The sequence below is a fragment of the Phyllobacterium sp. T2-21 genome (genome assembly GCF_055378485.1).
In genome coordinates this window covers 2,598,348-2,616,305 of sequence record NZ_AP027912.1, presented here as the reverse complement: position 1 = coordinate 2,616,305, position 17,958 = coordinate 2,598,348, and the positions used below count along the sequence as shown (strand labels likewise).

Below are 17,958 nucleotides of genomic sequence, written 5' to 3'. Positions count from 1 at the left end.
AGCGGTTCTTCAAAGCCTTTGAGGCAGCAGCCCAGCCGGTCGGGACGCCTCTCACCGCCATCAGCACAGGAAGCCACGCAGGCACTCGGGCCGAAGCCCTCGCCGAGCACTCCCCAAAACAGAAAGATAAACCATGACAACAGACGCACTATCCATCATCAGGCAATTCGAGGGCCACATTACCTCAGCAAAGTGGGATGTTAACGCCTTCCGGGCCGGGTATGGTTCCGACACTACAACCCTTGCTGATGGTACGGTCCAGCGGATCACCAAAGACAGCATAGTCACCCGAGAGGATAGCGAAAGGGACCTTTCCCGACGAGCAGGCATCTTCGCTGACGGCGCTGCCAACAAGGTAGGCCGTGAAAAGTGGCAGGCCCTCCCAGCGGCAACCCAAGCAGCCCTTACATCCGTGGCCTACAACTACGGTTCACTCCCCGATGACATCACGGCAGCAGCCCAGACAGGTGACGTCAACGCAATCGCCAGCGCTGTATCCTCCCGTGGCTCAGACAACTCAGGGGTGAACCAGAAGCGCCGTAACCTTGAAGCTGGCGTCATCCGTGGGGGCGGGGCATCCGCTACTATATCCCCGGACGTTGCATACACCGGCGACACCGAAGTGCCCTTTATGGCCAATGAAGCAGTCGCAGGTGCTCCGCGTGAGACACAGGCGGCATACGATAAGCGTATGGGCAACGATCAGTCTCTCTGGGAAATCGAGAAAGACAGCTTCCAGCAGCACACCGATACCGCTTACGTCTACAAATCCGCCATGAACCACATGTTCGACAGTGACGTATACAAGGCCGATCCAAGCTGGCAGAAGCCTGATGCCGAGAAGCTCCTCGCTGACCTCCAGACATCCGGCCTCGATCCAGAGCGCTATGCAGGCTTTGTTGCAGGCTCTACCTCACGGGCTGGTTATGCCAAGCAGCTTCAGAACGCCATGGAGGACCGAGACAGACTTGAACGGCTCAGCAAGACCGGATTGACGGGTGATGCCTTGGCTGTTCTAAATGTCATCCTTGACCCTGTAGCCCGGGCTTCGGACCTCGCAGTTGGTGCCGTTGCCCCTCAGTTCGTCTTCGGGAAGTACGGTCTGCGCGTAGGCAAGACCCTTGGCACTGCTCTCATCGGCGGTACGGCTGGTCTCACACAGGGAGCAGTTTCTTACGGCTTCAACCCGAATACATCCAAGGCGGATGTCCTGATCGGCACGGCCATGGGCTTTGGCATTGGTGGCCTCGTAGGCAAGCTGGGAGCACGGACTGCGACAGCACCTGAAGCTCGACAGTTGCAGGCAGTAGCCCATAGGACACTGGCAGAGCACGAGGGCGTCCCTTACGTGGCCCGTGGTAATGGCTCGTCCTCAGTTGGCGCCGCACAGGTAAACATCCCCGACCCAAGGCTCAACCCAGACCACGCTCTGGCAGGCCTGACGCTGGCAGATACACCTGATGCAGCTATGCGAGGGGCACGGTATGATCTAGCAGCGACCTTCAACAGGTCAACGAACCCGCTGGGCAAGGGCATGGGCAGCGCTCTGGTGCAGGAGGGTGTCGGGAAGGTCGAGAACGTTGCAGGAAAGCCACTCGCAGCGGTCAATGGTCGTGCAGCGTCGGAAGAGGCCGAGAACCTTTTTAACCAGTTCAACGTTGCGGCCCACCGGACGTACAAGGCACAGCTTGCCGAGTACTTCAAGGAAGCGGCAACTGACATCACTGATCGCCGCCTCAAGGGTGCCGCCGAACGCAAGTTCAATGGCCAGATTGACGCTTACATGCGCGATACAGGGACCGACAGGGCAAGCCGTTACAGCAAAGCCGTCCAGACAGTGGGCGACAAGTATGCAGCCATCTATGCCGAACAGAACGCTCTCTTAAAGAACCCATGGGCACGTGAAGGCAAGACAGGCCGAGCAGTCTTCGGGCACGAGAACATCCCGGCGAATAAGCACTACGCTCCTCGTCAGTTCGAAATGACCCGTGTCCGGCAGGTGCATGAAAACATGGAAGCTGGGACCCTTGAGAACCTATTCTTCGGAGCTATGCGTTCAGCCAATCCAGCAGTACCGGAGGATGTCTTGAGGAAGACAGCCAAGGGCTTCACCAATGCGTTGACTACAAGGTCACAGGGGATCACCGACGATGCACTTAGGGCACTCTCAGGTGACAATATCGACGAAATGGTCGGCCTATTGAAATCTCACGGTGGCTTGGGTGACGCTGAAGCTGAGGCAATTGCCGAGAACTTCCACAAGGGCAAGCCGAACAGCGATGCGGGTAGGGACACTCACCAGCGTCACCGAACCCTGATGGATGAGAACTTCAAGCTTGGCTACAATCCCAAGGACCTAAACGGCATCGTTGACGAGCGCGGCCTCTCAATCCGTGACCTCATCAACACCGATGCGACCGGCCTCATCACTCGGTACTCCCGCCGTTCGGCTGGGAACATCGCTCTTGCACGTATCCGGCTTGTCGATAGCCAAGGCATTACCGCAGTGGATGGGATCACATCAGACGGCGAATGGGACAATTTCATCAAAGCCACATGGAAGAAGGCGGCTGACGATAGGATTGACCCGAAGGAGACGGCGGCACTCGTTAAGAACCTCCAGTTTGCCTATGACAGCATCAAGGGGCGTTCGGTAAACAAGGTCGAGGTAGACAATCCCGAGGCAGCTTTCTGGCTTCGCTCGATCCGCAAGTTGAACTTCAGCCGCGTTATGAACCAAGCAGGCTTCTCCTCCGTACCGGAACTCGGTAACGTCTTGGCCTCGACCGGCCTGAAGGCTTCCATGTCCCAGATGTCTTGGTTCAGTAAGATCGTCAATGATGCAGGCGAACTGGCGCACACCTCACGCTTTGCCGATGATATCGAACACACCTTCGGCACCGGGGCGGAGCGCTTAACCCGTTACAATCCCACTGACAGGGAATTTGATGACGTCTTGGCCTCTTCGGTTGAGAAGGTTGGTTCCGGTTGGCGTGGGACGGCTGACAACCTCCTAGAGAGGGCTAACAACTTCACCTCAGACATTGGCGGCTTGTCCTTCGTGAACCAGACATCTCAGCGCTGGGCACACAGGGCCATCATCCAGAACTTCGCGAACATTGCGGCAGGTCGTAAGGGCGTCTTCGGTCAAACATTGAAGATGTCACCCCAGCGATTGGCTGATCTTGGTCTCGATTTGCCGATGGCCAACCGTGTCTATGCCGAGCTTCGGTTGGGGACTATCGTCAACATGAACGGCGCTAAGGTGGCCGGTCTCGATCTAACCAAGGCCGTTGACAAGGAAGCCGCAGAAGCTTTCAGGTTCGCTGTAGCCCGTAAGGTGGGGCAGGCTATCCAGAAGAACGATATCGGGAACCTCATGCCTTGGATGAGTACCGAGACCGGCAAGATGATCATGCAGTTCCGCACGTTCATGGCCGCAGCCTACGTCAAGCAGACCCTCAAGAGCCTACACATGCGTGATCCTGAGGCTGCAATCGGGGTCGCTACGACAGCCGCAATCGCCGCGATGAACTACAGCCTGAGGTCGCAGCTGCAAGCAGTTGGAATGAATGCCCGAGACAGACAGGAGTTCCTGTACGGCAAGAACGGCAAGCTAACGATGGGCAACATAGCAGCCGCTTCGTTCGCTGGTGCTGGTTGGTCATCAATCATCCCAACGCTTACGGACACCTTCTCAGACACCGGCCTCTATGACCCAGTATTCTCTAACACTCGGTCATCCGGGCAAGCATCATCCGCCATCTTTGGTGTCCCTTCGGTGGGGCTGGTGACGGATGGTTTCAATGCGATCAAGGGTGGCGTGAATGCCGCAAAGGATGGGATGTCTCAGGAAGAGGAAAGGGCCATGCTCAGGATATTGCCATTTGCTCAGGCCATTCCGTTCGTAGAGTTCAACAACGCGTTGATCTCAGGCGTAGGCGATCTGCCCCACAATCGCGGCCGCCACTAATACATGGGGCACCATTGGGGACTTAGGTTCTCCGTGGTGCCTCGTAGGAGGGCGTTCTGATCTTGAGGGTGGCTTAGGTCATTTTGGAGACAGAACGCACTTAGCGCCGTTTGGCAGGAGCGGGAAACGCGTACCCAGATAGCAATGCCAGCACAGGCTTATGCAGGCACAGCGATCATCTCCACCGCGATCTGTTCACCGGAACCAAATCAGAACCTCTCCACTCTGGCAATTATTGCGTTGATGCAATAGTTTCGTAAGTACAAGTAAGTATCTGAAATATATTGATTAATGTATGTTGACTAGTGGATTGGTGTAAGGCTACATCTCCGTTGCCGCCCATCTGATTTGAGGCGTCTAACGAGAGAGAGACTGTAATGCTTATCAACACCCGCCGCTTTGAGATCGAACTACACCACGACAGCCTGTACTTGCGCATAACAGCCTTCGGGCGGACCTTTGCGACCTTCAGGGACTTTGCTGGCCGTGGGCTGAGTGCGACCAATTGGACGAAGAACACAGCAACTCTGACAACTTCGGAGGAATTGAATTGAGCGACTTCTCCAATATGCGCCAGCAGATTATACAACGCAGGGCAACGCTGAGATCAGAGCTAATTAGTGCAGGTGTAACAGATGCAGCAGTACGGAACCGGCTCATAGAGGAGGTACTGGACATGGATGACGAGTATGGATTTGAGACTGTAATCGTTGAGAGTTGGCCCGACGATGGGAGCGACTTTGTACCGGAAGCAGAAGTTCACGAAATGATCAAGCACATAACCTCTAACTGATCGACCTACTAATGGTCTAAACTCGTGGTCTAAAGTTGGACCAAAGTGCCTTAAAACTCAGTATTTGCTGGGGTTATGGCGTTCCGAGTAAGAATGCGCTGTTCGTCGCGCGAAATGTCCATTGATCCAAGTCCTGGGAAAACGGGCAAAAGCCCATGAGAACACGTCCGCTGCCAAAGAACTTTGGCGCGGGGCTCCTGTTTTCACGCCCCAACCTTCAAAGAAGCTGGGGCTTTAGCGGGACTCAGACTGATTAGACATAAACACTCCATCGGTGTGGACGAGCCGTATAAAAGAAGAAGACGGCGATGTCAAAGCGCGGGGTGCAGCGCCGCTACAGATAACGCCGCCTGTACTCCGCTGGTGTCACGCCGACATGGCGCACGAAAGCACGGCGCAGCGTGTCGGCATCGGCAAAGCCGCATTCGGCCGCGACCTGCTTCGGCAGCCGGTGGCTGGTTTCCAGAAGCTGGCGAGCGGTGTTGATGCGTGCCGTTTCCACCCACGCCGCGGGTGTAACGCCGACTTCCTGCTGGAAGATGCGGGCAAAATGGCGGGGGCTGAGACCCGTACGCTGTGCCAGGCTGGCGACGGAGTGATCTTCCGAAGGATTGGCGGCAACCCAGCGCTGTACCTCCTGCAAGGCGGAGCGCCCGCCCGGTTCCGCTTCGCCGCGGCGGCTGAACTGCATCTGTCCGCCGGGCCGCTTGAAGAACATCACCAGCTGCGCGGCGACTTTCAGGGCGATATCACGGCCAAGATCCTCTTCGACCAGGGCGAGCGCCATGTCGAGACCGGCGGTGACACCAGCCGCCGTGCGCAAAGGACCATCGCGCACATGCAATGCATCGGCGTCCACCTGCAGCGCGGGGTAGGTTGCTGCGAGCGCATCCGCCATGGCCCAGTGCGTGGTCACCCGCCTGCCATCGAGAAGCCCGGCAGCCGCAAGAAGGAAAGCGCCGCTGCACACCGAACCAAAGCGCCGCGCCTGAAGGCAGGAGGTTCGCAGCCATTGCCGCTGCTCCGCGGTCAGGCGGATGTCGGCTGCATGCGGGCAACCGGCAACCAGCACCGTATCGCTGATATCGGCTTGAATATCCGTCGTGACGCGGTCCGGCAGCAGACGTACCCCGGACGAACTGCGGATCGGTCCGGCTTCTGCGCCGACCACCTGCAGTTGATATTCCGCGCGTCCAGCCTGCACATTGGCCTCGGCAAAGACGTCCATCGGCCCGGAGACGTCGAGAAGCTGGACGCCGGGCATGGCCAGAAGTGTAATGGTTCGCATGTCTCGCTCCATGGCATCGGAGGTCGTATATTGGCAGAATATGACGTGTCCAGTCAATTGCTGCCATAAAGTGTACCCCGTAGATTGAGGCTCCCAAGACAAGGAGAAATTCATATGTCCCTCTCTATCGGCGGTATCGCCATTCCCGACACAAAACTGGCGCGCGGCGTGACAGAACTGGTGCGTGACACCGCCTCCGAACTGCTCTTCAACCATTCGAGCCGCGTCTATTATTTCGGTGCGATTGCCGGGCAGCAGAAAGGCCTGAAATTCGATGCCGAGCTGCTCTATACGGGTGCCATGTTCCACGACATGGGGCTGACCCATCAGCACAGCAGTGCCGACGAGCGGTTCGAAGTCGATGGTGCCAATGCCGCGCGGGATTTTCTGCGCAGCCACGGCATTGCACAGGCGGATATCGACACGGTGTGGACGGCGATTGCCCTGCATACGACGCCGGGTATTCCGCAGCACATGCATCCCGTCGTCGCTCTCGTGACCGCCGGGGTGGAAATGGACGTGCTGGGCCTGACCTACAAGCAGTACAGCGATGCGGAGCGCGAGGCGGTGGTCAAGGCTTTCCCGCGCAGCGCGCATTTCAAGGAGGATATCATTCAGGCCTTCTATGACGGCATCAAGCACAAGCCGCAGACAACATTCGGCAACGTCAAGGCCGATGTGCTGGCGGACAAGGATCCGCATTTCCATCGCGGCAATTTCTGCGACGTGATCCGCTGCTCGCACTGGAAGGCCTGAACGGTTTCGTCAGTCCTTTGTCAGCTGCAGCGGATTGCCGTCGCGCTTGCTGATGATCGTGTCGACGAGGCCCCAGTCGAGGCCTTCCTGCGCGGTCATGAAATGGTCGCGGTCGAGGGTTTTCTCGACCTCTTCCACCGTGCGGCCGCAATGCTGGGCATAGAGCCGGGTCATACGCTGCTTGACCACCGCCATTTCCTGCGCCTGAATGAAAATATCCGAGGCCTGTCCCTGAAACCCGCCGAGCGGCTGGTGCACATGCAGGCTCGAATTGGGCAGAGCGGCGCGGTGGCCGGGTTCGCCCGCCATCAGCAGGAATGAACCCATGGAGCGCGCCGTGCCCATGCACAACGTGGCGACAGGGCAGGTGATGAACTGCATCGTATCATAGATGGCAAGGCCCGCCGTGATGACCCCGCCGGGCGAGTTGATGTACATGGAGATTGGCTTTTTCGGATTTTCGGATTCGAGAAACAGCAGCTGCGCGCAGATCAGCGCTGCCATGCCGTCCTCCACCTGACCGTTCAAAAAGACGATCCGTTCGCGCAACAGGCGGGAAAAAATATCGAATGACCGTTCACCACGGCTGGATTGTTCCACGACCATAGGGACGAGCTGCATCATGTCGCGCATGGCGAACACTCCTTCATCAGTTGTATTTCTGTGTGTTTAGGCGGCGAGGCGCATGGTCGTCGGCGGCGCGTTGCCATTGGCCGCGGTGCGACCCTGCGGCATCACTGCGACAACAGGCTCATGCACGATGCTGAAAATGGTGCCGCCGGAGCCATTGGGGTTGAGCCGGAAGGTGACGATGCTGTCAGCCACGGCATCATCCTCTTCGTGCATGGAATAACGGACGAAATGCTCGGTGTCGGCTTCGATCATTTCAAGCGAAATGCGCGGTGGCTCCTGCGGCGCCTGCGGATCGGGCAGCAGCCAGCGGGCAACGAATTCCGGTACGGTCAGCGCGCGCCAGACTTTTGAAGGCGCGGCATCCAGATCATATTCATAACGCAGTGCGGTACCGGTTTCCGCTGTTTCGCTGGTCATTGATCCATTTCCTTCAAAAGCTGTTTCAACTCATCGACACGCTGCGGCCAGAAGGCGCGGTAGCGGTGGAGCCATTGGTGCAGTTGCGCCAGGCCATCGGGGTTGACCCGGTAATGAACGTGGCGGCCCGACTTCTGCTCGGCGACAAGGCCGGCGGAGCGCAAGACGGCCAGATGCTGCGACATGGCGGGCTGTGAAAGGGAAAAACCCTCGCGCAGCTCGGTCGCATTCTTCTCGCCATCGGCCAGCCGCTCGAACACGGCGCGGCGGGTGGGGTCGGCAAGGGCCTTGAATATATCGACTTCGGACATGCCGATACATAAGCATAGACTTATGTGAGTCGCAAGCGTGATTTTTTGCAGGCGCGGGAAATGAAAACCCGGCCGTGGGGACGGCCGGGTTCGATGGCATAGGAGCGGGTGAATGCTTGAGGCCGCCAGTGCCTAAGCCTGCGATTGCTGGGCGAAAGCGAAGATGAAGGCGGCGAGGGCGGCGAAATTTGCCACTGTCCGCACATGGTTCCACGGCAGCCAGTCGTTCAGATAGGTTGTCCATGCACTCGCGCCTTCGGCGCTTGTCGGGCTGATTGCAGCCAGCGTGTCATTCAGCGGCACGTTGAACACCATGGTGACGATGATGGTGCCAACAAGGAAAAGCACGCTGCCGGCCAGCAGCGCCAGCGACCCGGATTCACCCCAGCGCATGACACTGACCACGCCGAGGACGACACAGATCGCCGCCGTGCCGAAAAACGCCAGGGAGAATGAGAAATTGAGGATCGTCACGTTTATCGAATTCATCGCGGCGATACCCTGTTCGGCTGGCAGTTTGGCCAGCGCGGTCATGACGAAGCTTGAAAAGGCGAAGAACAACCCTGCCATCAGGCCGCTTCCCAGGGCGGCCAAAAGGGTGAGAATGGGTAGCCACATGTTACTGTCCCTCCGAAATACCGGACCAGATGCCGGTCGCTGCTGTTTCCTGAACGTAGTGCGAGAAGTCACGCGGGGCGCGGCCCAGCGCCCGTTGCACGCCATCGGCGAGATATTCGTTGCGCCCGTCGAGCACCTGGGTGAAGAGCTCGTTGAGCAGGCCGACGATCTCGGGCGGAAGCTGTTCCTGCGCCAACCCCTGCGCGAACTGTTCCGGCGTGATCGTCACATAGCGGATATCGCGTTTGACGGCGCTGGCGATTTCTTCCGTCGCCTGCGCAAAAGTCAAGAGACGCGGCCCCGTGACCTCATAAAGCTCACCGATATGGCGATCGTCGGTCAGCGCTGCCGCCACCACATCGGCAATATCGTTCGCATCGATGAACGGCTCGCCCACATCGCCGACCGGCAGGGCGAGTTCGCCGGCAAGAATGGAGGCCAGCATGACGTTCTCGCTGAAATTCTGGGCAAACCAGCTGGCGCGGACGATGGTCCAGTCAGCGCCGGACTGCTGAAATGCCTTTTCGGCACGCTGGGCTTCGTGTTCGCCGCGCCCCGACAGGAGCACGAGCCGTTTCACGCCATTGTCCACGGCAAGCCGCGCGAACGCCTCGACGGTTTGTGTCGCGCCGGGAATGGCAATGTCCGGATAATAGGTGATGTAGGCGGCTTTGACGCCCTCGAGTACGGGAAGCCAGGTATTGCGGTCTTCCCAGTCAAAGGCCGGGTTGCCGCTGCGCGAACCGATGCGCACGGGCACATTCTGCGCCGTGAGCCGTTCCGCCACACGGCGTCCGGTCTTGCCCGTACCGCCGACGATGAGAATGGGTTTTGCTGTCGATATGCTGTTGCTGCTGGTCATGGTGATCTCCCTTGTGTAAATATGAGTAATACTCACATTTGCAATATGTGATAAATCCTCATATTCTGCGAGTCAAGCGGAATTTGAGAACCTTGGAGATCCTGCCCATGAACGAGATTGCGTCTGTTGTGCCTGCCTCCGGCGACAGGGAAGCCACCATGCCGCGCAAGGAGCCGACACAGCGTCGCAGCAGGGAGAGGGTGGAGCGTATTCTGTCCTGTGCCTCCACGCTCATCGCCACGGGCGGCAGCGACGCCATGCGCATGAGCGATGTGGCGCAGATGGCGGAAATATCGATCGGGTCGCTCTACCAGTATTTTCCGGACAAGGGATCGATCATCAGGACCCTGGCGGAAAGGTATAATGCACTGGGGCGCGAATGCATTGCGGATGCGCTGCAAAACGTCAGTGATATGAAGGACTTGCAGTCATCTTTTGCAGAACTGATCGATACCTATCACGCGATGTTTCTGGCCGAACCCGTCATGCGCGACATCTGGTCGGGAACGCAGGCGGACAAGGCGCTGCGCGATATCGATCTGCATGACAGCCGCCTGAATGGCGCCGTGCTTGCCGAGGCGCGTTTGCGCATCAACCCCGCGGCGGACCGGGCGACGCTCGAAAGCTCCAGCTTCCTGATCATGCATCTGGGCCAAGCCACCATGCATCTGGCGATTTCCGTCGACCGCGGGGAAGGCGATGCGCTTGTTGAAACGTTCAAGCGGATGGTGCTGCGGGAAATGCTGGCGGGTTAGGCGATCTGGAGGGCATTTGCATTGTTCGTGGTGTGTGGTTCGACAAGCTCACCATGAGGGAAGTTTGTGGGCTGCAATCAAACCACCTCTCTCATGGTGAGCTTGTCGAACCACGCACCACAGTTTTGCCGCCCCAAATAAAAATCACACCAACTTATCCACCACGTCCCATCCGCGCTTATCCTTCTCGTGTCCTTTCCGGCGGGAATGCTTCCGGAAACCTTCGCAAGTCGGGAAAGGATCGGCGCTTCGGCTTCACAGGGAGGAAAACCTGTGCGGCAGGGGAGGTTTGGCTCAATGGTTGCGCATTGGGCAAAAACCCTCAAAAATCGCCGGGGCGGGTGGTCCCCAGGATCGCAAGCATTGCATACCACATACCCCAAGACCCGCGTTCCTGGGACCGCCCGTCTTTCCCACCTTTCAACAGCCAGACGCAATTGCGGGCGTGGCAACGGAGAACAGCGTTGCAGAACAATCCTGCGTGGTTCGACAGGCTCACCATGAGGAAGGTAGTTTAGTTGCAATGCTAATCGCAAAAGTTGCGAGAATAGTGCTCCCTGCAATCCTCAACCTTCTTCATGGTGAGCCTGTCGAACCACGCACCAGGCACGTGATATCCCTTGGTCTATCGAACCGCTGCAGAGAGTTCCTCGACCGTGCACAGCATCGCGTCGCCCATATAGGCCAGGTTGGCCATTGACCGCTCCGCCGCTTCCGCGTGGCCGCCGCCGCAGGCATCGGTCAGGACGACGGGGATGAAGCCAAGATCGGCGCCGTGACGAACCGTCGGATCAATGCCGATTTCCGTGGCGATGCCGCAGATGATGAAACTCTTGAGACCGCAGTCGCGCATGGCGATGGCCAGCGGCGTGCCTTCGAACGCCGAGAAGGTGATCTTGTCGAGAATGGCTTCGTCGTCGCGGACGGCCAGTTCCGGGGCGAGTGCAAAGCCGGGACTGTCGCGCAGGAACCATGGCTCGACATTTTGAGCGGATGATTGGCGCTGCCACGCCATCATCTGCCTGTACTGAAATACGCCAGCCATTTTCTTGGGCAGGGACATATGGCGCATGAAAAAGATGCGGATACCGGCGGACCGGGCGATCTCGAGGGTTTGCAGCACCTTTTCCAGAATGGCGCCGCCGTCCTGCATCTGCCGCAATATGCCGACCTGCATGTCATAGACGACCAGCGCCGTTGTCTCGGGCCTGACCGTCTCGGCAAGGGTTTCGGGGATGGCAAGGCCATAAATGTTCTGCATCGGTGTCCTCCGAATGTGTCGGGCGATCCTCTCCCGATCACCGCTGCCTGGAATCGAGCCTAGCATTGCTGCGCCGGAAAAACAGGCCGAAGCGGCGCATTTCCGCAATCGCGCGGCTTCGGGATGGAGAAACACTTGCCTCAGAGGGCTGTTTCGACTAGCCAGTAGACAGACAAATTTAGCCAGGAATGACAGCCCAGCATGACTCTCGTTGATACCCGTACGCCCGAACCCAAGCGTTTCATTTCCGGTGCCACAGGCGACTGGGAAATTGTCGTTGGCATGGAAGTGCATGCGCAGGTCACATCCAATTCGAAGCTGTTCTCCGGCGCTTCCACGACATTCGGTGCCGAACCCAACGAAAATGTCTCGCTGGTCGATGCTGCCATGCCCGGCATGCTGCCCGTCATCAACGAATGGTGCGTGCGCCAGGCGATTCGCACCGGTCTGGGCCTGAACGCGCAGATCAACCTGAAATCGGTCTTTGACCGGAAGAACTATTTTTATCCGGATCTGCCGCAGGGTTACCAGATTTCGCAGTTCAAGCAGCCCATCGTCGGCGAAGGCACGATGATCATTTCGGTCGGCCCCGACAACAAGGGCCAGTTCGAGGATATCGAGATCGGCATCGAGCGTCTGCATCTGGAACAGGATGCCGGAAAATCCCTGCATGACCAGAACCCGACCATGTCCTACGTGGACCTCAACCGGTCCGGCGTGGCGCTGATGGAAATCGTCTCCAAGCCGGACATGCGCTCGGCCGACGAAGCCAAGGCGTACCTCACCAAGATGCGCACCATCGTGCGCTATCTCGGCACCTGCGACGGCAACATGGACGAAGGTTCCATGCGTGCCGACGTCAATGTCTCGGTGCGCAAGCCGGGCGGGGAATTCGGAACGCGGTGCGAGATCAAGAACGTCAACTCCATCCGCTTTGTCGGCCAGGCGATCGACTATGAAGCCCGCCGGCAGGTTGCCATTCTGGAAGACGGCGGATCGATCGATCAGGAAACGCGCCTGTTCGACCCGGTGAAGGGTGAGACACGCTCCATGCGTTCGAAGGAAGAAGCGCATGACTATCGCTATTTCCCGGATCCCGACCTTTTGCCCCTCGAATTCGAGCAGTCCTATGTCGACGAGCTGCGGGCTGACCTTCCGGAGCTGCCGGATGACAAGAAGGCGCGGCTTGTTTCAGTGCTCGGCCTTTCCGTCTACGACGCCTCCATTCTGGTGACGGAAAAGGCGATTGCCGATTATTTCGAAGCGGTGGCTGAAGGGCGCGACGGCAAGCTTGCCGCCAACTGGGTGATCAACGATCTGCTCGGTGCGCTGAACAAGGCCGGCAAGGGCATCGAGGAATCCCCCGTGTCGCCGGATCAGCTCGGCGGTATTATCGACCTGATCAGGGAAGGCACGATTTCCGGCAAGATCGCCAAGGACCTGTTCGAGCTTGTCTGGAACGAGGGCGGCGATCCGCGCGCACTGGTCGAGGAGCGTGGCATGAAGCAGGTAACCGATACTGGCGCCATCGAGAAAGCTGTCGATGATGTCATTGCTGCGAATCCTGATAAGGTCGAGCAGGCGAAGGCAAAGCCCACCATGGCCGGCTGGTTTGTCGGGCAGGTGATGAAGTCCACTGGTGGCAAGGCAAATCCGCAGGCTGTCAGCGATCTGGTCAAGGCAAAACTCGGGATTGTCGATTAAAGCATGTGGATTCGAAGCGCGACGAAGGACGATCTGGCAACTGTCCGTGAATTGCTCGTAGAGACTTGGCACGCCACCTATGACGACGTCTACGGCGTCGAAAAGGTCAATGCGGTCACCAATCGCTACCACTCGCTGGATGCCTTGAAAAAGCAGCTGGCAAAACCCTATTCCGAGTTCATTCTTGCCGATGATGGCGCCGATCTTTACGGCATGGCCTATGCCTCGCAGAGGGATCACAAGCTGGCGCTGCTCAACCAGCTCTATGTGCACCCGGAAAAGCAGAGCAACGGCGTGGGTTCGCTGCTTTTGGCGGAAGTGGAAAGCGCTTTCCCCGGTGTGTTCATGCTGCAGCTTGAGGTGATCGAATCGAACCAGAAGGCCCGCCGCTTCTATGCAAGCCGGGGCTTTGATCTGACCGGCGCGCGGACGGACAATTGGGGGGAAGCCAATTCCGGTATTTCCGTGCTGGTCATGGAAAAATCCCTGTCAGGCTATGAGCTTGCGCCGTGACCTCTGCCGCTGAGCCCGTTTTTCGCCGAGCCGAGCGCGCGGACTTGCCGGCGCTGATTGCGATTTTCGCCGAGGATGTGCTCGGCGGCCATGGCGACACGACGGATCCCGAATTTTTCCCGCGCTATGCGCGCGCCTTCGATGCGATCGAAGCTAGCAATTGCGACGAGCTGATTGTCGGCGTGCTGGAGGGGGACGTGGTTGCCACGGCGCAGGTGACGTTCACCACGACATTGCCCAGCCGAGGCACCACCAACATGACCATCGGTGCGGTGCAGACGCGCAGCGACCTGCGCGGCAAGGGGATCGGCGCCAAGCTGATCCAGCATTGCGTTGCGCTGGGCAAGGCGCGCGGCGTGGGGCTGATCCAGCTGATGTCGAACGCCAAGCGCGTGGATGCGCATCGGTTCTATGAAAGGCTGGGGTTCAAGAAGAGCCATGCCGGTTTCAAAATGCTCGTGGAAGCCGTGCCAGCGGCAACTTGACCCTTGCTATCCCCTGGCGATACGGCCATAACCCGAAGAGTTGAACGACATAGTTCGAAGCAGGATTGCAATGAAGACCTTCCTTTTACAGTTTTTCACCTGGTGGAACAGTCAGACGATCGGTACGCGCGTCTTTACCTGGCGCAAGGGTACGAAAGTCGGTGAGGACGAGTTCGGCAATGTCTATTACGAAGGCACGCAGGACTCCGAAGGCCGCACGCGCCGCTGGGTGATCTACAAGGGCTATGCGGAAGCGTCGGCCATTCCTGCAGGCTGGCACGGCTGGATCCATCATCGCGCCGAAACGCCGCCATCGCGTGAAACCTACAAGGCGCATGCCTGGGAAAAGACCCACCAGCCGAACCTGACCGGTTCCGCCGCTGCCTACCGTCCGAAGGGCTCCATTGCCCATGGCGACAATCGTCCTGCGGTAACGGGCGATTATGATGCGTGGACACCGGGATCCTGAGCGGATTTTCTTCTGCCACAATTGGCGATTATCGACGGGCTGGTAAGAAACTGTCCCGTCAGCCTGAACACAGCCGGAATTGAAATGATCCGTCCCAACTTGTCCTTTCTGTTCCAGAACAAAGCCCGTCTTCTCGCGGCCGGTTTGATGGCTGTCGGCCTTTGCGCACCGGCGCATGCCGCCGACGACAAGATTTCCAATCCGATCGCTGTTTTTTCCGGGCTCGACAAGATCACCGGACGAATCACCTCGTTTGACGTCTATATCGACGAGACGGTTCAGTTCGGCGCGCTGCAGCTGACGCCGCGCGTTTGCTACACGCGTCCGGATACGGAAACACCGAAAACCGATACCTTTGTCGAAGTGGATGAAATCACCCTCGACCGCAAGATCCGCAAGATCTTCTCTGGCTGGATGTTTGCCGACAGCCCCGGTCTCAATGCCGTCGAGCATCCGGTGTATGACGTCTGGCTCAAGGGCTGCAAGCAGTCCTCGGACGTTCCCGCGCCAGCCAAAAGCTGATCGATCCCGGCACTTGAGCACCGGGATCAACTGCCCAAACCAGATTACATCGGTTTGGCGTGGTTGATGATCCAGGGTGTACCGAAACGGTCCACCAGCATGCCGAAGCGTATCGCCCAGGAGGTTTCGCCGATAGGCATGGTGACGTTGCCGCCCTCGCTCAATGCACCGTAGATTCTGTCGGCTTCTTCCGGGGAGTCGAGATGAAGGGCAACCTGCATACCCTGCATTTTCTGGAAGTATGGTGGCGGTGAATCTGAACCCATCAACGAATTGTCGCCGACAGTCATATGGACATGCATGATCAGATGTTCCGACCCGGGCATCTGGGCGCCTTCCGGCATATCGCCGAAGCGGCCCATGAACTGGATCTTGCCGTTCAGGACCTTCTCGTAGAATTTGAATGCTTCTTCGCATTGTCCGTCAAAATTCAGATAGGCATTGATTTTCATAACAGTTCTCCTCACATGGATTGGGTCTTCCCGTCCAAGGACGTATGGAGAGATCGCAACCCGACACTGTTCATCAGAAAAATATTCGGCCGGTCTGCTCCCGTCGACAGTTACGGCCAAGGGCACAATACTACAGATTCATCCGAGGACTATGACGTTTCAAAACTCTGCTGACTGCGCCAGGGCATTGTCGAGCATCTTCTGGTATTGCCGGCGGGGAACTTCGACTGCGCCGAAGCTTTCCAGATGAGTTGTGGTGAACTGGGTGTCCAGCAGGGTAAAGCCCTTTTCGATCAAATGGCTGACCAGATGAACGAGGCAGACTTTCGATGCATCGCGCTGACGCGAGAACATGCTTTCGCCGAAAAATGCCGATCCCAGCGAGATGCCGTAAAGACCGCCGACAAGCCGATCCTCCTGCCACGCTTCGACCGTATGGCAGTGGCCGAGGGCAAACAGCTTGCCATAGGCTTCGCGGATGGGTTGGTTGATCCAGGTGCGGGCACGTTCGCCGCTGCCGCTGGCGCAGCCGTCGATCACGCCGGTAAAGTCCGTATCGAAACGGATATCGAAGCGCCCCTGGCGGATGGTTTTGCGCAGGCTGTGCGAAACGTGAAAATTCTCGAAGGGGATGATGCCGCGCCGTTCCGGACGAACCCAGAAGATTTCCGGGTTGTCAGCCTCTTCGGCCATGGGAAAGACCCCGGTTGCATAGGCGCGCAGCAGCAACTCGGGGTCTATTTTGAAGGTCTCTGCCGGGTCCTTGCCCGTCATGCCTCTTCTTCGGCAATAGCGGTATCGCCGGCCAGATATTTTTCGAGCCAATGGATATCGTAGTCACCGTTGGCGATATCAGGATTGTTGATCAGGTCCTGAAACAGCGGCAGGGTCGTCTTGATGCCATCCACCACGAATTCATCCAGCGCCCGGCGCAGACGCATCAGGCATTCCACGCGGTTGCGGCCATGCACGATCAGCTTGCCGATGAGGCTGTCGTAATAGGGCGGAATCTTATAGCCGGTGTAGACGCCGGAATCGACACGGATGCCGAGGCCGCCCGGCGTGTGGTAATGGGTGATCTTGCCGGGCGAGGGCGCAAAGGTGCGGGGATCTTCCGCATTGATGCGGCACTCGATGGCATGGCCATGGAAGCGGATATCGTCCTGGGTGACGGAGAGACCGCCGCCGGAGGCAACACGGATCTGTTCATGCACGAGATCGATGCCGGTGATGGCTTCGGTGACCGGATGCTCCACCTGCAGACGGGTGTTCATTTCGATGAAATAGAACTCGCCGTTTTCGTAGAGGAACTCGATCGTACCGGCGCCGCGATAACCCATATCGGCCATGGCGTTGGCGCAGATCATGCCGATGCGGTCGCGCGCATCCGCATTCAGAGCGGGGGAGTTGGCCTCTTCCCAGACCTTCTGGTGGCGGCGCTGCAACGAGCAGTCGCGTTCGCCCAGATGCACGGCCTTGCCCATGCCATCGCCCATCACCTGAACTTCGATATGACGCGGCTTCTGCAGGTATTTTTCGATGTAGACGGCGTCGTCGCCAAAGGCTGCGCCGGCTTCGGAGCGGGCAGTCGACAGGGCGATGGACAATTCGTCTTCGCTCAGCGCCACCTTCATGCCGCGTCCGCCACCACCGGCCGAAGCCTTGATGATCACGGGATAGCCGATTTCGGCGGCGATGCGCGCGGCTTCCTTGTCATCGGTCACGCCGCCATCGGAGCCGGGAACCACGGGGATGCCCAGGCGCTTTGCGGTGCGCTTGGCTTCGATCTTGTCACCCATGATGCGGATATGCGCCGCGGTGGGGCCGATGAAGGTGATGCCGTGCGCTTCGAGGATTTCCGCGAACTTGGCGTTCTCGGACAGGAAGCCGTAGCCGGGATGGATGGCATCGGCACCGGTGATTTCGCAGGCGGCAACGATCTGGTGAATATTCAGATAGCTTTCGCGCGAAGGGGGCGGTCCAATGCAGACGCTTTCATCCGCCAGGCGGACATGCATGGCGTCGGCGTCGGCGGTCGAATGGACCGCGACAGTCTGAATGCCGAGCTCCTTGCAGGCGCGCAGGACGCGCAGGGCAATTTCGCCGCGGTTGGCTATGAGAATTTTCTGAAACATCACGCTCTCGA

19 protein-coding genes are annotated in these 17,958 nt (G+C 58.4%); 9 read left to right on the top strand and 10 right to left on the bottom strand.

Going from position 1 to position 17,958, the window contains the following annotated elements:
* Positions 1–133 precede the first annotated feature (133 nt).
* Both ACZ5FP_RS13180 and ACZ5FP_RS13175 read left to right on the top strand, forming a co-directional pair.
* Entirely contained in the window at positions 134–3,973 is a 3,840-nt protein-coding gene (locus ACZ5FP_RS13180) for a hypothetical protein (RefSeq protein ID WP_464660613.1), read from the top strand.
* Positions 3,974–4,478: 505 nt separating this feature from the next.
* Positions 4,479–4,766 (top strand): hypothetical protein, encoded by a 288-nt coding sequence (locus tag ACZ5FP_RS13175; protein ID WP_464660611.1) that lies wholly within the window; start codon positions 4,479–4,481, stop codon positions 4,764–4,766.
* Positions 4,767–5,100: 334 nt separating this feature from the next.
* On the opposite strand, the gene ACZ5FP_RS13170 is transcribed toward ACZ5FP_RS13175, so the two are convergent.
* Positions 5,101–6,054, bottom strand: coding sequence for a GlxA family transcriptional regulator (locus tag ACZ5FP_RS13170; RefSeq protein WP_464660609.1), 954 nt, complete (start codon positions 6,052–6,054; stop codon positions 5,101–5,103).
* 114 nt (positions 6,055–6,168) lie between these two features.
* Between ACZ5FP_RS13170 and ACZ5FP_RS13165 the strand changes: the two genes are divergently transcribed.
* Positions 6,169–6,810 carry an HD domain-containing protein gene (locus tag ACZ5FP_RS13165; protein ID WP_464660607.1) on the top strand — a complete coding sequence of 214 codons (642 nt, stop codon included), beginning with the start codon at positions 6,169–6,171 and terminating at the stop codon, positions 6,808–6,810.
* Positions 6,811–6,819: 9 nt separating this feature from the next.
* Here ACZ5FP_RS13165 and ACZ5FP_RS13160 read toward each other — a convergent pair whose 3' ends face one another.
* The 5 genes from ACZ5FP_RS13160 to ACZ5FP_RS13140 form a co-directional block, all read right to left on the bottom strand.
* On the bottom strand, positions 6,820–7,443 hold the full coding sequence (locus ACZ5FP_RS13160) for an ATP-dependent Clp protease proteolytic subunit (RefSeq protein WP_464660605.1): 624 nt from the start codon (positions 7,441–7,443) through the stop codon (positions 6,820–6,822).
* A gap of 36 nt (positions 7,444–7,479) precedes the next feature.
* On the bottom strand, positions 7,480–7,860 hold the full coding sequence (locus ACZ5FP_RS13155; RefSeq protein WP_464660603.1) for an SRPBCC family protein: 381 nt from the start codon (positions 7,858–7,860) through the stop codon (positions 7,480–7,482).
* Positions 7,857–8,171, bottom strand: a complete 315-nt coding sequence (locus ACZ5FP_RS13150) for an ArsR/SmtB family transcription factor (RefSeq protein ID WP_105732628.1) — start codon at positions 8,169–8,171, stop codon at positions 7,857–7,859. Before ACZ5FP_RS13150 ends, ACZ5FP_RS13155 begins: the two co-directional genes overlap by 4 nt.
* Before the next feature lie 132 nt (positions 8,172–8,303).
* A complete protein-coding gene (locus ACZ5FP_RS13145; protein WP_346305993.1) occupies positions 8,304–8,789 on the bottom strand; it encodes an anthrone oxygenase family protein in 486 nt (161 codons plus the stop codon).
* A gap of 1 nt (position 8,790) precedes the next feature.
* Positions 8,791–9,651: an NAD(P)H-binding protein gene (locus ACZ5FP_RS13140; protein WP_464660600.1), complete on the bottom strand. Its 861-nt coding sequence runs from the start codon at positions 9,649–9,651 to the stop codon at positions 8,791–8,793.
* Between the two features lie 107 nt (positions 9,652–9,758).
* Here ACZ5FP_RS13140 and ACZ5FP_RS13135 point away from each other — a divergent pair, with 107 nt between their 5' ends.
* Complete coding sequence (locus ACZ5FP_RS13135) at positions 9,759–10,406, top strand: TetR/AcrR family transcriptional regulator (RefSeq protein WP_464660598.1); 648 nt, start codon at positions 9,759–9,761, stop codon at positions 10,404–10,406.
* Positions 10,407–11,031: 625 nt separating this feature from the next.
* Here the strand turns inward: ACZ5FP_RS13135 and ACZ5FP_RS13130 are convergent.
* On the bottom strand, positions 11,032–11,667 hold the full coding sequence (locus ACZ5FP_RS13130; protein WP_464660596.1) for a cysteine hydrolase family protein: 636 nt from the start codon (positions 11,665–11,667) through the stop codon (positions 11,032–11,034).
* Between the two features lie 201 nt (positions 11,668–11,868).
* Here ACZ5FP_RS13130 and gatB point away from each other — a divergent pair, with 201 nt between their 5' ends.
* The 5 genes from gatB to ACZ5FP_RS13105 all read left to right on the top strand — a co-directional run bounded on the left by gatB (position 11,869) and on the right by ACZ5FP_RS13105 (position 15,360).
* Complete coding sequence (gene gatB / locus ACZ5FP_RS13125; protein ID WP_464660594.1) at positions 11,869–13,371, top strand: Asp-tRNA(Asn)/Glu-tRNA(Gln) amidotransferase subunit GatB; 1,503 nt, start codon at positions 11,869–11,871, stop codon at positions 13,369–13,371.
* Between the two features lie 3 nt (positions 13,372–13,374).
* Positions 13,375–13,884 (top strand): N-acetyltransferase family protein, encoded by a 510-nt coding sequence (locus ACZ5FP_RS13120; RefSeq protein ID WP_464660592.1) that lies wholly within the window; start codon positions 13,375–13,377, stop codon positions 13,882–13,884.
* A complete protein-coding gene (locus tag ACZ5FP_RS13115; protein WP_403175128.1) occupies positions 13,881–14,369 on the top strand; it encodes a GNAT family N-acetyltransferase in 489 nt (162 codons plus the stop codon). The genes ACZ5FP_RS13120 and ACZ5FP_RS13115 overlap by 4 nt, the downstream gene beginning before the upstream one ends.
* Before the next feature lie 70 nt (positions 14,370–14,439).
* Positions 14,440–14,838, top strand: coding sequence for an NADH:ubiquinone oxidoreductase subunit NDUFA12 (locus ACZ5FP_RS13110; RefSeq protein ID WP_223613204.1), 399 nt, complete (start codon positions 14,440–14,442; stop codon positions 14,836–14,838).
* Positions 14,839–14,922: 84 nt separating this feature from the next.
* Complete coding sequence (locus tag ACZ5FP_RS13105; RefSeq protein WP_404928114.1) at positions 14,923–15,360, top strand: DUF2155 domain-containing protein; 438 nt, start codon at positions 14,923–14,925, stop codon at positions 15,358–15,360.
* Positions 15,361–15,404: 44 nt separating this feature from the next.
* Here ACZ5FP_RS13105 and ACZ5FP_RS13100 read toward each other — a convergent pair whose 3' ends face one another.
* The 3 genes from ACZ5FP_RS13100 to accC all read right to left on the bottom strand — a co-directional run bounded on the left by ACZ5FP_RS13100 (position 15,405) and on the right by accC (position 17,947).
* Complete coding sequence (locus ACZ5FP_RS13100; RefSeq protein ID WP_464660589.1) at positions 15,405–15,812, bottom strand: VOC family protein; 408 nt, start codon at positions 15,810–15,812, stop codon at positions 15,405–15,407.
* A gap of 159 nt (positions 15,813–15,971) precedes the next feature.
* Positions 15,972–16,586, bottom strand: a complete 615-nt coding sequence (gene aat / locus ACZ5FP_RS13095; RefSeq protein ID WP_464660587.1) for a leucyl/phenylalanyl-tRNA--protein transferase — start codon at positions 16,584–16,586, stop codon at positions 15,972–15,974.
* Positions 16,583–17,947, bottom strand: a complete 1,365-nt coding sequence (gene accC, locus ACZ5FP_RS13090; RefSeq protein WP_403175109.1) for an acetyl-CoA carboxylase biotin carboxylase subunit — start codon at positions 17,945–17,947, stop codon at positions 16,583–16,585. Before accC ends, aat begins: the two co-directional genes overlap by 4 nt.
* Positions 17,948–17,958 lie beyond the last annotated feature (11 nt).